Annotated in this window: 2 protein-coding genes; both read left to right on the top strand. The window is 71.3% G+C overall.

What is annotated here, in order from left to right; all coding sequences use genetic code 11:
• Nucleotides 1–69: 69 nt before the first annotated feature.
• Nucleotides 70–12,351, top strand: coding sequence for a tetratricopeptide repeat protein (locus tag FMP39_RS16905; RefSeq protein ID WP_141591335.1), 12,282 nt, complete (start codon nucleotides 70–72; stop codon nucleotides 12,349–12,351).
• Between the two features lie 134 nt (nucleotides 12,352–12,485).
• Nucleotides 12,486–14,498, top strand: a complete 2,013-nt coding sequence (gene gltJ / locus FMP39_RS16900; protein ID WP_141591333.1) for an adventurous gliding motility protein GltJ — start codon at nucleotides 12,486–12,488, stop codon at nucleotides 14,496–14,498.
• Nucleotide 14,499: the final 1 nt, after the last annotated feature.

The raw sequence follows: 14,499 nt of genomic DNA, 5'->3' as shown, positions 1-14,499 counted from the left end.
GCGACCGGTAGAGTTCCGGTCTCTGGCGCCCTCGCTGCTTTTTCTTTCCATTCCAAGGCCCGCCCCTCCATGCAACAGCCCACGCCCTCGTCGCGTCCCACGCTGCGCGTGTCCGATGACCGCACCTTCGTCGAAACCGAAGCGGCACTCGACAAGGCCGGCCGTGTCGAGGAATTGATTCGCCTCTACGAGGGGCGCTCGCGCGATGTCGCCTCCGATGAAGCGGTGCGCCTGCTGTGCCGCGCCGCGGAGCTCGCGCATGACCGGCAGCGCAACACGCAGCGCGCGGAGGAACTGCTCAAGCGCGCGTTGCTGGTGGCGAAGGATCCGATCCCCGCGCTCCGAGGCCTGAAGCGGCTGCACGAGTCGCGGCAGGATGGCGCCGCGCTGGCGGACGTCCTGGAGCGGCTGGGCGGCGTCACGCACGGCGAGGAGTGCGCGGGCCACTACCTGAAGGCGGCCGACGTCTACGAGCAGAAGTTGTTCCGGCGCGACCGCGCGGTGCTGTGTCTGCAGCGTGCGGCGCGCGCGAAGCCGGACCGCGCCACCTTCCGGCGCGTGCGTCAGTTGCTGTTGTCGGAGGAGCGCTTCCAGCCGGCCTTCGAGGCTCTGGAGCGCGAGCGCGCGGCGCTAGGGGACGCGGGCATGGCGGAGGAGTACGCCGCGCTCGCCGAGCGGCTGGTGGACGACCCCACCGAGCATGAACTGGCGCAGCGGGTGGTGGATGTCGCCCAGGCGTTGGAGCCGCAGAACGCGCGGCTGGAGAAGGCCGCGCGCGCGTTGCAACGCTTCGAGCAGACGTGGCGTGACCGCGTGCGAATGCTGCGCAGCATGTCGCTGGAGGAGCGCGACCGGAAGAGCGCGGCGCGCCTGTCGCTGCTCGTGGCGAAGCTCTTCGCCTGGTACGACCCGGGCGCGGCTGCGAAGGTGAAGGAGGCGCTGGACCGCTGCTTCCTGCTGTGGCCGGGCATGCCCGAAGGGCTGTCGCTCATCGAGAAGCTGACGGTGCGCTCGGGCGGTGATTTCGCGCCGGCGATCGAGCAGATCGAGGCGATGGCGGGCGAGGTGAAGGACCGCACCGCGCAGGTGGACCTGTGGCTGCGCGTGGGCACGCTGCGCCTTGGCCGGATGAACGACGCGGACGGCGCGCTGGCGGCCTTCGAGAAGGCCGTGGCGGCGGACCCGTCCCGCGCGGACGCGGCCAGCCTGACGGCCGAGCAGCTCCTGGAGAAGGGCCGGGCCCCGGAAGCCGTCGCGGTGCTGGAGCGCTACCTGGGCACGGTGAAGGACCGCTCCACCCAGGCGGGCATGCGGCTGCGGCTGGCGGACCTGTTCCTGACGCAGCTCAAGGACGCGGACGCCGCGCGTGAGCACCTGGAAGCGGCGCTGAAGCTGGACCCCACGCAGGCGTTGGCGGCCTTCCAGCTGGCGCGGCTGTTGGCCGAGGACGACGAGCTGGAAGCGGTGGTTCCGCTGCTGGACCTGGCCCTGCTGGCGCCGCGTCCGCGCCCGGAGCGGGTGGCCTTCTGCGAAGCGCTCGCGCTGATGTTCGAGGAGAAGGACGACGCGCGCGGAGCCTTCGAGGTGCTGTCGCGCGCCCTGGAGCTGGAGCCGGGCCGTCCGTTGCTGTTGGGCACGGTGGTGGAGCACGCGGAGAAGGCCCAGGCGCAGCCCGCGCTGGCGCTGGCGCTGCAACGCGCGGCGGAAGCGGCGCCGGTGGCGGAGGTGGCGGCCACGATCTGGCGGCAGCTGGCCCAGTTGCTCCAGGGCCCCCTGGCGGACCCGTCGCGCGCGGAGGCCGCATGGCGGGAAGTGCTGGCGCGTGCGCCGGGTGATGCGGCTGCCGTGGAGGCGGTGAAGTCGCTGCAGGCGGCCGCGGCGCTCGCGGACGACCCGAAGGCGCGGCTGGAGGCGGACGTGTCCCGGCGCGAGGCGGCCGGCGCGGCGCCCGAGGAACTGGAGCCATTGGTGCGCCAGTTGGTGCAGCTCGCGCCAGAGGATGCGGCGGGCGTGCAGCGACTGCAGGCGCTGTGCGTGGCACAGTCGAAGTTCGACGAGGCGGCGGCGCTCGCGGGGCGGTTGGCGGGCCTGGCGGAGACGCAGCTGGAGCGCAACGAGTGGACGGCGCGCCAGGCGAAGCTGTACGCCGAGCGGCTGGGGCGTCAGGAGGACGCGACGGACCTGTTCCTCGGCCTGCTCTCCGAGAACGTCTCCACCGGCGTGGTGGTGGGCGGACTGGAGCGGCTGGCGGCGGCGGGCATTCGCACGGCGGAGGTGGCGGAGGCGCTGGCGGCGCACTACGGGCGCAGCGGCGACCACCAGCGGCAGGTGGCGGCGCTCCAGCAGCAGTTGGAGGTGACGACGGAGCCCACGGCCCGCAAGCGCCTCTTCTCGTTGCTGGCCAGCATCCATGAGAAGCAGCTCGCGGACAGCCGCGCGGCCTTCGACGTCCAGGTGCGCGCGCTGCGCGAGGACGCGAAGGACGAGGGCTCCCGCGCGGAGTCGCTGAGGCTGGCCAGGGACTTGTCCGCGCACGCGGAGCTGGGGCGTGTGCTGCGCACGCTGGCCTCCGAGTCCGAGGACCCCGCGGTGGCCGTGCCGTTGCTGCTCGAGGCCGCGAGCCTGGCGGAAGAAGGCGCGCTCGCCGCGGAGGCCATCGCGGCGCTGGAAGCGGCGGTGACCCGTGCGCCCGAGTCGAACGCGGTGCTGCAGCGGCTGGTGCGTCTGTACGGGCGCGCGGGCCGGTCCGCGGACGCGGAAGGGCTGCTGCGCAAGCGCATCCAGGGCGCGCGTGGGCAGGAGCGGCTGGAGCTGCTGCTTCAGCTGGTGGACCTCAACTCGGAGCTGGGACGCGATGCGCAGGCGGCCGAGGCGCTGCAGTCCGCGCTTTCGCACGGCGCCGAGGAAGGCCGGCATCTGCCGCGCCTGGCGGAGCTGTACGAGAAGGCGGGCCGGACGCGCGAGCTGGGAGACACGCTGGCGCGGATGATTGCGCTGGCCGAGTCCGCGGGTGACGCGGACAGAGTGGCGCGGCTGAAGCTGCGTCGTGCGCACCTGCTGCAGGAGTCGCAGGACGGCAGCGCGGAGGCGGTGCAGAGCTTCGCGGACATCCTGCTCCAGCGCCCCACGGACCCGGATGCGCTGGCGGCGCTGGAGGCCATGCTCGCCTCGGGCCCGGCGCGCGAGGCCGCTGCGCGTGTGCTGGTACCTGCCTTCGAGCGCACCAAGGACCACCGCAAGCTGGTGGCCACGTTGGATGTTCTGGCGGAAGTGGCGAAGGACGACGCCGCGCGAGTGCAGGCGCTGCGACACGCGGCGCAGGTGCACCTGACGCACCTGCGGCAGCCGGAGCTGGCCTTCGCGGCGTTGGCGCGCGCACTGCGCCTGGCGCCCGGTGACGCGGGGCTGCGCTCGTCGGCGCGGCAGGCGGCGGAGGACGCGGACTCGCTGGACAGCTACGCGGAGATCATCGCGGAGCTGGCGGAGGAAGGGGACATCGGCTCCGCGCGACTGGCGCTGCTTCGCGAGCTGGCCGAGGTGCAGGAGAAGAAGCTGGACGACAAGGCCGGCGCGGTGAAGGCGCTGCGCGACCTGCTGGCCATCGAGCCGGGCAACCTGGACTGCCTGCGCGCCCTTCAGCGGTTGCATCGCGCGGGGGAGGAATGGGCGGCGCTCGCCGAGGTGCTGGAGAAGCTGGCCGCGGCATCGCCGGAGCCCGCCGAGCAACTGGCCTTCTTGCGCGAGGCGGCGCTGCTGCACGAGACGAAGTTGATGGACAAGGAGAGCGCCGCGGACGCCTGGCGCGTCATCGCGGAGCGCGACCCGGCGAGCCGTGAAGCCGCGGCGACCCTGGACCGGCTCTACACCGAGAGTGGCCGTCACTCGGACCTGGCCTGGGCGCTGGCGCTGCGCCGCAACCAGGAAGGGCAGAGCCCGCAGGGGCGTGAAGTCTCCTTCCGTCTGGCGGAACTCCAGCGCACGGTCCTGGATGACCCGAACGCGGCGCTGGGCCTCTACCGGAAGATTCTGGCCGAGGACTCGGGCCATCCCGGTGCGCGCGCGGCGCTCGAGGCCTGGGTGAAGGCAGCGGTGCCCGCGAGCGGCGCGGCGCTGGATGTGCTCGACCCGGTGCTGGTGCAGGTGGGCGACCACGCCCGCCGTGTGGCGCTGCGTGAAGCGCGGATGACTTCCGCGCTCACCGTGGAGAAGATCCTCCTCTCGGGAGAGGTTCGCCGCATCTACGAGCGCGACATGCTCCAGCCTTCGCTGGCGTTCATGTCCGCGGTGAAGTCCTTCGCGCAGGGGTTGGACCGGGAAGGCGTGCAGCCGGACCTGGAGCGGCTGGCGCGCGAGACGGGCTCGCACGAGGTGCTGGCCGAAATCTACGAGACGGCGGCGACGGAGCTGAACGCGGGAGACCCCGCGGCGCTGGAGCTGCTGCGGCGCTCGGCGGAGCTGCGCGAGTCGCTGGACCAGCCCGAGGAGGCCGCGCGGCTGTGGAAGAGCCTGCTGGCGGACGCTCCCCAGGACCGGCAGGCGCTGGAGGCCCTCTCCCGCCTGTACGAGAAGGGACAGAACGCCAAGAGCCTGTCCGACGTCTACACGCGTCAGGCGCAGCTCGCCACCGACCCGGAAGAGCGCGTGGGCCTGCTCCTCAAGGCGGGCGAGGCGTACGCGAACGCGGGTGAAGACGCGAAGGCCATCGAGACGTATCGCTCCGCGCTGGCGCTCCGGAAGGTGCCCGAGGGCCTGCTCGCGCTGGAGAAGCTCTACGCGAAGTCTCGGCGCTTCGTGGAGCAGGCGGACGTGCTGGACCAACTCGCGGATGGCGCCGCGGATGAAGGCGCACGGCGCAACTGGCTGCTGAAGCGCGCCCAGCTCCTGGAGAAGGAAGTGGGGCCGGCGGAGTCGCTGCCGGTGTACCGCCGTCTGCTGGAGCTGGCGCCTGGAGACGGACAGGTGGTGGCGGGCCTGGAGCGGCTGATGGCGCACGAGGCGCCTCGCTCCGAAGCGGCGCGCCTGCTGGAGCCTGTCTACCGTGGCGTCAACGACACCCGGAAGCTGGTGGACGTGCTCGAGGTGCTGCTGCCGGGCGTGGCGCCCGAGCGGCGGCTGGAGCACCTCCAGGAGATCGCCACCCTGCGCGAGGCGCTGGGGCAGACGTCGCTCGCCTTCGTCGCACGCCTGCGCGCCTTCAACGAGGCGCCGCAGGAGGCCGCGGTGCGCGACGAGCTGGAGCGGCTCGCGGCCGACTCCGGTGCGTTCGAAGAGGTGGCGGCGGCCTACGAAGACCAACTGGAGCGCGGCGCGCAGGATCCGCTCGCCGGTGACTTGTGGCGGCGCCTGGCGGGCATCTACGACAACCGCCTCAAGCGTTACGACCTGGCCGTCCGTGCGATGGAGGAGATGTCGCGCAGGGACCCGAAGAACAAGTCGGTGTTGGATGCCATTGCCCGGGTCCACCGCCGCACAGGCGCGCACCGCGAGCTGGCGCTCGTCATGCGCCGTCAGGTGGCGGCCGAGGCGAACCCGTCCTCGCAGGTGAACCTGCTCTTCGAGCTGGCGCACCTGGCCGAGGAGACGCTGGCGGACAAGTCGCTGGCGGCGCAGTCGTACCGGGAAATCCTCGGCCTGCGGCCGGAGAACGCCAACGCGCTGAAGCTGCTGGGGCGGGTGCTCGCGGAGATGGAGCGCTGGCCGGAGCTGGCGCAGCACATCGAGCGGGAAATCCAGCTCGCGGACGAGCGTGGCGCCCAGGAAGAGGCGTCCGACCTTCGAGTGCGCTTGGGCCGGCTGAAGGTGTCGCGTCTGGACGACCCGCGCGGCGCACTGGAGCTGTACCAGGCCGTGCTGGCGCGCCGGGAGGGACATGCCGGCGCGGTGGGCGCGCTGGAGGAGATGGCGCGCTCGGAGAGCCCGCTGCGTGGCGCCGCGGCCAGTGCGCTGGAGCCCGTCTTCGCCTCGGTGGGCAACCACCTGAAGCAGGTGGAGATGCTGGAGTCCCGTGCCTCGGCGGAGGCCGTGCCGCAGGAGCGCGCCGCGCTGCTGCGCCGCATCGCGGAAATCTACGCCGGCTCGCTCGAGAACGCGGAGATGGGCTTCCTGGCCGCCACGCGCGCGCTGCGCGAGCTGCCGGATGACCTGCGCTCGTTGGAGTTGTGCGTCGCGCTGGTGGACAAGGCAGAGGCGCCCGAGGAACTGGCCGCCATCCTGACGGAGGTGGTGGGCAAGGCGGGGGATGCGTCCCGCGCCGAGCTGTACCGCGCGCTGGCCCGCATCCAGACGGACCTGGGCGAGCCCTCCGAGGCGCTGGTGTCATGGAAGCGCGTGCTGGAGCTGCGGCCCACGGACACCGAAGCGCTGGATGGCACCGTGCGGCTGGTGGCGTCGCAGGGCAAGCCCACGGAGCTGCTGGAGGTGCTGCGCCGGCAGCTCGCGGTGGCGGAGGACCCGGCGCGTCGCGCCACGGTGCTCTTCCAGATGGGCACGCTGCAGGAGGAGCAGCTCAATGACGCGCTGGGCGCGCTGGCCACCTTCCGGCGCCTGCTGGAACTCAAGCCGGACGACCTGCCCACGCTGGAGCGCATGGAGGCGCTCTGCCAGAAGCAGGAGCGTTGGCCGGAGCTGGCGGACGCACTGGCTCGCCGCATCGCGCTGATTTCCACGGAGGAGGGACTGGAACTGAAGTTCCGTCTGGCCATCGTGCGTGAGTCGCGGCTGCTGGACCGCACAGGCGCGCTGGCGCTGTACGGCGAGGTGCTGTCCGTGCAGGCCAACCATGCGGGCGCGGTGGGCCGCATGGAGGCGCTGGTGACCCGCGAGCCGCAGAACCTGCTCGCGGTGGAGACGTTGCTGCGCGCCCTCCGTGCCAGCGGCGACATCACGCGTCTGGCTCAGGTCATCGAGACGCGTGTGGGCGTGTCGGGCGACGCATTCGAGCGCAAGGCGCTCCTGGGCGAGCTGGCCACGCTGCGGGAGTCCCAGGAGGAGTCGGAGCTGGCCTTCCTGGCCCTCTTCCGCGCCTTCAAGGAAGACCCGAACGACGCCGCCGTCCGTGCTCGGCTGGAGAACGCGGCGGATGCGTCCGCCAGCTATGACGAGCTGCTGGCCGCGTACGAGGAAGCGCTGCCGCGCGTCGCCGAGGCCGCGGATGCCGCGCAGGTCTGCCTCCGATTGGGACAGATGCTGGAGACGAAGCTGCGCGACTCGGACCGCGCCGTCTCCTACTACGAGCGCGCGCGCACGCTGCACCCCACGGTGCAGGAGCCGTCGCTGGTGGCGTTGGACAGGCTGTACCTCCAGTTGGAGGCCTGGCCGGAGCTGGCGGGCATCTTGGAGGCCCTGGTCGCTGGCGTGACGGAGCCCTCGGAGCGGGTGGGCTACTTGTTCCGCCTGGGCCAGCTCTACCAGGAGCGGCTGGACAGCCCGGACCGCGCGGCGGGTGCCTACGAAGGCATCCTGGCGTTGGACCCGGAGCACCTCGCGTCGGCGCGGCTGTTGGAGGGCATCTACGAGTCGGCAGGCGCGTCGGAGAAGCTCTACGGCATCCTGAAGCTCCAGGCGGAGAAGGTGTCGGGCGCCGAGCGCGACCGCGTGCTGGCGAAGATGGCGCAGGTCTCTGCCGAAGGACTGGCGGACCTGGGCGGGTCCATCGAGCTGTACCGCGAGCTGCTGGCGAAGAACGCGCGCAACGAGCAGGCGTTCTCCGCGCTGGAGTCTCTCTACGAGCGCGCTGACCGGCCGCAGGACCTGCGTGAGCTGCTGGAGGGCCGGCTGGCGGTGACGCTGGACCCCCGCGAGGTCGTGCGGCTCAATGAGCGCCTGGGCCGCGTCGTGTACCGCCTGCTGAAGCAGCCGGAACACGCCGTGCCGTTCTTCAAGGCCGCGCTGGACCGGGATGCACGTCACCGCGGCGTGCTCGACACGCTGCGCGAGCTGTACGACGAGACGGGCCAGCGTGAAGAGTTGGTGGGCGTGCTGCGCCGGCTGATTCCTCTTCAGGAGAGCAGTGACGGCGTGAAGGCGCTGCGTCTGCGCCTGGCGGAAGTGCTCGCCGGAATGGGCCGCCGCGAGGAGTCCCTGGACGCCGCCCGACGCGCGCTGGAAGTGGAGCCGCACCAGGTTCCCGAGCTGGACCGCGTGCACGAGCTCTTCGTCTCACTGCGTGCGTGGAACGACGCGGTGCGCGCGCTGGAGCTGAAGGTGCAGGTGCACCTCCTGACGGAGGAGCGTGAGCAGGCGGTCGCTGCTTACTTCGCGGTGGCGGACCTGTGGGTGGGGCAGGGCGGCAAGCCCGAGCTGTCCTCGGGCGCGCTGGAGAAGGTGCTCGAGCTGGACCCCGCCAACCGCACCGCCTACGAGCGTGCGTGCGACCTGTACCGGACGCACAACGATTGGCGTGCGTACGCCCAGGTGATGGACCGCTACATGCCCCACCTCGTCACGGACGAGGAGAAGCTGGCCGCGCTGCGCGAGCTGGCCCGGGTGCAGGAAGCGCGGCTGGGACAGAAGGACGTGGCCTTCCTGGCGCTGTGCCGCGCGCTCCAGTTGGACGCGTCGGACGACACGCTGCGCGAGGAGGTGGAGCGGCTGGCCGACGAGACGGGCAGCCACGAGGAGCTGGCCGCCGTCTACGAGGAGGTCGCCGACGAGCTGCCGCGTGGCGCCCTGGCCGAGCGGCTCTACGCGACGCTGGCGCGCGTCCACGACACGCACCTGGATGACCCGCAGGCGGCGGAAGCGGCGTTCCGGAAGATTCTCGAGTTCGACCCGACCAACGCCACCGCGCTGGATGGGCTCGCCGCGGTGTTCCAGCGGCGTGGCCGTCAGCGTGAGTACGTGGTGGCGCTGGAGCAGAAGCTGGAGGCCGCCGGCTCCATCGAGCAGCGCAAGGGCATCCTCCGCGAGATTGCTCGCGTCTGGGACGAGCAGTTGGAGGACCCTGTCGAGTCCGCCAGCGCGCTGCTGCGTGCGTTGGAACTCGAGCCCGACGCGGAGACGCTCAGCGTGCTCACCGCGCTGTACCGTCGTCAGCGGTCGTGGCCGGACGTGGCGTCCACGTTGCTGCGGGCCCGGGACCTGGCGGACAGCATCGAGGAGCGCGCGCGCATCCAGGTGGAGGTGGCGGGCGTCTACGAGCGTGACATCGGCGACGACGAGTCGGCGGTGGCCGCGTACCGGCAGGCGCTGGAGTTCGACCCCGTCAACCGCGAGGCGCTGGATTCGCTGGAGCGGCTCCACACGCGGTTGGACCACCCGGCGGATCTGCTCGCCATCTACGAGCGGATGCTGGAGCTGAGCGAGGACTGGCGCGAGAAGATCCGCGTCCTCTTCCGCAGCGCGACCATCTGGGAGGACAAGTACCAGAACCCGGCGAACGCGGACGTCTGCGTGGAGAGCGTGCTCGCCATCGATCCGCAGAACGTCCAGGCCATCAAGACGCTCATCCGGCTGCGCCGGGCGCAGGCGCGGTGGGAGGACCTCATCGCGGCGTACGAGCGGCAGCTCGCGCTGGCCGTCAGCCCGCAGGAGCAGGCCGAGCTCTACGTGGACATCGGCAACGTTCAGTACCAGCAGCTCAAGGCGCTGGACCGCGCGGTGAACAACTACCACGCGGCGCTCGCGGTGGACGCTGAGTGCCGTCCGGCGTTGCACGCGCTGGGCACGATGTACGAGCGCAGCGGCAACTGGCCCTTCGCGCTGGAGATGCTGTCGAAGGAGGCGGAGCTCGCCGGGCAGTCAAAGGACGCGGTGGAGCTGTACTACCGCCTGGGCAAGATCAACGAGGACATGCTGATGGACACGGGCAGCGCCCGGACCGCCTATCAGCAGGCCCTCGCGGTGGACCCCGGCCACCTGCCCAGCATCCGCGCCCTCAAGGGCATCCAGGAGCAGGAGAAGGACTGGAGCGGCTACGAGCAGACCCTGCGTCAGGAGGCGGAGCAGACCGAGGACCCGGCGGCCAAGGGCCGCGCGCTGCTGGACGTCGCGCGCTACCACGCGGAGACGCGCGAGGACCGGGACACCGCCACCGGCTACTGGCAGGAAGCGCTGAAGCACATCCCGGACAGCCTGGAGGCCGCGCGCCCGCTGTCGGACGTGTACATCGCGCACGAGGACTGGGCCTCCGGCGAGCGGATGCTGGACATCGTCACGCGGAAGATGGCGGAGATGGCGGTGGCGGACAAGGACTCCGTCTCCGCCGCGGACCTCTGCCGTCAGCTCTACCGTCTGGGCTACGTGGCGGAGAAGCTGGGCAAGCGTGACAAGGCGCTGGGCTGCTACGAGAAGGCCTACGAACTGGACGCCACGTACCTGCCCGCGCTGGAGGGCTACGGCAACCTGCTGGTGCAGACGCGCCGCTACGAAGGCGCGCTCAAGGTCTTCCAGACCATCCTCATCCACCACCGCGAGGAGCTGACGGACCTGGAGGTGGTGGAGGTGTACTGGCAGCTCGGCGACATCCACGCCGCGCTGAGCCAGACGGACCGCGCGCAGAACCACTTCGAGAAGGCGCTGGCCATCGACCCGGGCCACGAGCCGACGCTGCGCGCGTTGGTGGCGCTACTGGAGAAGCAGGGCCAGTACGAGAAGTCCGCCGAGCTGCGGCAGCAGTTGGTGGGTGTGCTGGAGGGCGAGGCCCGCGCGAAGGTGTGCCTGGAGCTGGGCCGCATCGCGCGTGACGAACTGCACGACCCGTACATGGCCATTGACGCCTTCACCAACGCGCTCAAGTCCCAGCCGGACGCGCCGGAGGTGATGGACCAGCTCTACGTGCTGCTGCGCGAGACGCGTCAGGGCCAGAAGGCGGCGGACGTGCTGGCGCGCATGCTGGCGCTCCCCGCGCTGGGCCTGGAGCCGCACAAGGCCAAGCGTGTCTGGTTCGCGCTGGGCGAGCTGCGCCGCGATGACCTGAAGGACGTGGAGGGCGCCACCGAGGCCTTCAACGCCGCCCTGGACCTGGACCCGCGCTTCGTGGAGGCCTTCAGCGCACTGGAGGCGATGCTCGGCGCGGCGCGCCAGTGGAAGCAACTGGAGGAGAACTACACGAAGATGCTGGGCCGGCTGCCCAAGACGCCGGAGACGCACGTGGCGCGCATGGCGCTGTGGCGCGCGCTCGGCGACCTGTACCTCCAGGTGCTCAAGCACCCGGAAGGCGCGGTGGCCGCGTACGGCGTGGCCGCCAAGGGCCTGCCCGACGACGCGGCGGTGCAGGAGGCCTTCGCGGACCTCGCCGGACAGATGCCGGGCCGGGAGGACGAAGCCATCGCCGCGCTCCGCCGCGCGCTACCGAACACGACGGACCCGCGCAAGGTGGTGGGCGCGTTGGTGCGTCTGTCCGCGCTGCGCAAGAACTACGACGGCGCCTGGCTCGCCGCGCAGGCGGTGTCCGGCCTGCTGGGCGAGGCAGGGGAGGACGAGCAGGAGATCCTCACCAAGCTGGGGCCCTACGCGAAGAACAAGGAGAAGGTGGAGCCGCGGCCGTTGAACGACCAGCTGTGGCACAACCACCTGTTCCACCCGAAGGCGCGCGGCCCGCTGGCGGAGCTGCTGGGCCTCCTCTTCGCGAAGGTGGGGCACCTGTACGCGGTGCCGTCCCAGCAGTACCAACTGGTGCCCAAGCGCCACCGCATCGACGTGGCCAGTGCGCCCGAGTACCACGTCCACCACTACCGGTATGTGGCGCGCGTGCTGGGCATGGAGGCGGTGGAGCTGTACTCGCCCTTCCTCGTGGCGACGCGCGAGCGGATGGCGAAGCGCTCCAACGAGCCGGCGCCCGAGCCGCTCATCAACGTGGAGTTGCTCCAGACGCACCCGGCCTCGCTGCGCGTGGGCGGCAAGTACTTCGCGGAGCAGGGCCAGAAGGAAGTCTATTACCTCCTGGGCCGCACCCTGGCGCTGGCGCGCTCCGAGCTGGCCTTCAGCCAGCGCGTGGCCCCCGAGCGGCTGGAGGCCATCCTCCAGGCGGCGCTGAGCCTCGTCGTGGGCAACGTGCGCATCGCGGAAGCGCAGCACCTGGTGGAGCCGGAGCGTCGGCTGCTGGAGCGGAGCCTCAACGAGCCGGACCGCGCGGCGCTGGCGAAGGCGGCGCGTGCGTGGTTGCCCACCGCGACGCCGCAGGCCGTGCGGCAGTACCTGGAGGGCGCGGAGCTCACCGCGGCGCGGGCGGGCCTGCTCGCTGCGGGAGAGATGGAGCCGGTGCGCCGAATGGTGCAGGGCGAGACGGGCTCCGCCTTCCGCGTCCCGGTGCGTAACAAGCTGCGGGAACTGTTGGTGTTCGCCACCTCCGAGGACCTGCACGAGCTGCGCGTCGCTGTGGGTACGCACGTGGAGGTACAGGTGCGCAGGTAGGGACAGACCCCGACGTGGGGGTCGTGCGTTAAAAGGCAGGCGGGCGGACTTGGCTCTGAACCTTGACCCCTCCGTCTGCCACTTCTACGATTCAGGCGGGATTTCTCCCGTCATTTCCGAGGCTTACGGGAACGATGCGTTTCGTCTGCGACAGCTGCCGCGCGCAGTACATGATCAGCGACGACAAGATTGGCCCCAAAGGGGTCAAGGTTCGTTGCAAGAAGTGCGGCCACACCATCACCGTGCGTCCCGCTGGCGCGACGGCCGCGAAGGACTCTGCGTCTGAGTCTTCGACCTCCGAGGCCTCCGCCTCGACTGACGTAGGGAAGGGGAGTGACGCCTCCGCCGCCACGATGCCGGCGACGTTGGGCACGCCGCCCGAAGGCGGTCTCTTCACCGACGTGGAAGAGGACGAGATTGGCGCCGTCTTCGACCAGGTGCTGAGTTCCGGCACGCAGAAGATTCCCACCGAGGCCGCGAACGAAGCCGCCGCGCGCGAAGCGTCCGCGGAGAACGTGCGCAAGCTGGCCGAAGCGGAGGCCGAGCCGGACAAGGAAGAAGCCAAGGCCAACGCGGCGGCGCACGAGTGGTACGTGGCCATCGACGAGAAGCAGGTCGGCCCCTTCAATGTCGAGAAGGTCAAGGACCTGTGGGATCGCGGCGAGGTGGGCCCGGATAGCCTCTGCTGGCGCTCGGGCTTCAGTGATTGGATTCCGTTGTCGGAGACGGCGGAGCTGGCGTCAGTGCTGGCGCCGCGGCCCTCCAAGCCCGTCATCGTCGCGCCCGAGCCTGTGTCCGGCTCGACGCCCACGGTGTCCTCAGGCCCCGTGCAGTCCGCCTTCAGCGCGGGGAAGGGGGCGCGTGGTGATTCCGGGCCTGCGGGCGCTTCTGAGGAGGCCGTGGGCTGGAAGCCGTCCGCGGCCAGCGTGCTGGCCTCGCTGGTGAAGGAAGAGAACGACGCGCTGTCGAAGCCGCCCCCGACGCCCGCGCCCGCGCTGGGCCGGGAGCCGGTGTCGCAGTCGCGACTGCTGGACGTGCCCATGCCGCCGCCGGAGCCGGTGTCCTCGCCGTCCCTGCGGGGCGCGGAAGTGCCGATGGCGCAGCCCATGGCCTCGCCCATGCCGTATGGGCAGCAGCCCATGCAGCAGTATCCGCAGCCGGCGCCCATGCCGTATGGGCATCAGCCGGGGCCGCAGTATGCGCAGCCCATGCCCGCGCCGTACCCGCAGCAGCCGAGCTACCCGGCCGCCTATCCGCCGCCGGGTGGGGGCAAGGGCAAGACGGGGCTCTTCGTTGGCATTGCCGCGGGGCTGCTCCTGGTCGGTGGTGGCGCCGCGGCGCTCTTCCTGAAGGGCGAGTCTGGCGCGGACGCGGCACCGGCGAATCCCCCGGTCGTCGCGGCGGCACCCGTGGCCACGCCGACGCCGTCCCCCAGCAATCCTCCGCCTCCTCAGGCGAACACGGCCCCCACGGCGGCCGCTCAGCCGCCCGTGAATCCCGCGACGCCGCCCACGGAGGTCGCTGCGGCGCCGGTGAACACGCCTCCGCCGGAGACGCCGCCCACGGCCGTCGCGGCGGCGCCCGTGGCCACGCCGACGCCGCCTCCGGTTGAAACGCCGAAGCCTGCGGAGACGGTGGTGGCGAAGGCTGAGCGGCCCACGAATCGACGCACCTCGTCGTCGTCGCGCCGGGAGGACCCGGAGCCTCGCACGTCCGCGCCGGCGCGTGCGGAGCGGCCCTCGTCGAGCGATTCGGATGATGACTTCGACGAGCTCTTCGGCACGAAGAAGTCGGCGCCGGAGGCGAAGCCGTCGTCGGCGCGTCCGACGGCCTACGTCCCTCCTGAGCCTGGGGGCGGGGTTCCGGACCGGCTGCAGCAGTCGGACATCATGGCGGTGGTGCTGGCCAACAAGCCGGCCATCATCAAGTGCGTCAACGAGCAGAAGAAGAAGGACCCGTCGTTGAGCGGCAAGCTGGTGATGCGCTGGACCATCCAGACGAGTGGCAAGACGAGCGCGGTGTCGTGCCGCACGGATGAGTTCCGCACCACCTACATGGCGAGCTGCATTTCCGGGCTCATCAAGAGCTGGTCCTTCCCGCGTCACAAGCGGCAGGGCGAGCCCATCGACTTTCCGTTCACCTTCTGAA

The organism is Myxococcus sp. AB056 (assembly GCF_006547365.1).
Taxonomy (GTDB): Bacteria; Myxococcota; Myxococcia; order Myxococcales; family Myxococcaceae; genus Myxococcus; species Myxococcus virescens.
This window is presented reverse-complemented; position numbering and strand designations above follow the sequence as displayed.

Coding starts and splice junctions, on each gene's coding strand:
- FMP39_RS16905 (WP_141591335.1), top strand. CDS start 70: ATGCAACAGCCCACGCCCTCGTCGCGTCCCACGCTGCGCGTGTCCGAT.
- gltJ (WP_141591333.1), top strand. CDS start 12,486: ATGCGTTTCGTCTGCGACAGCTGCCGCGCGCAGTACATGATCAGCGAC.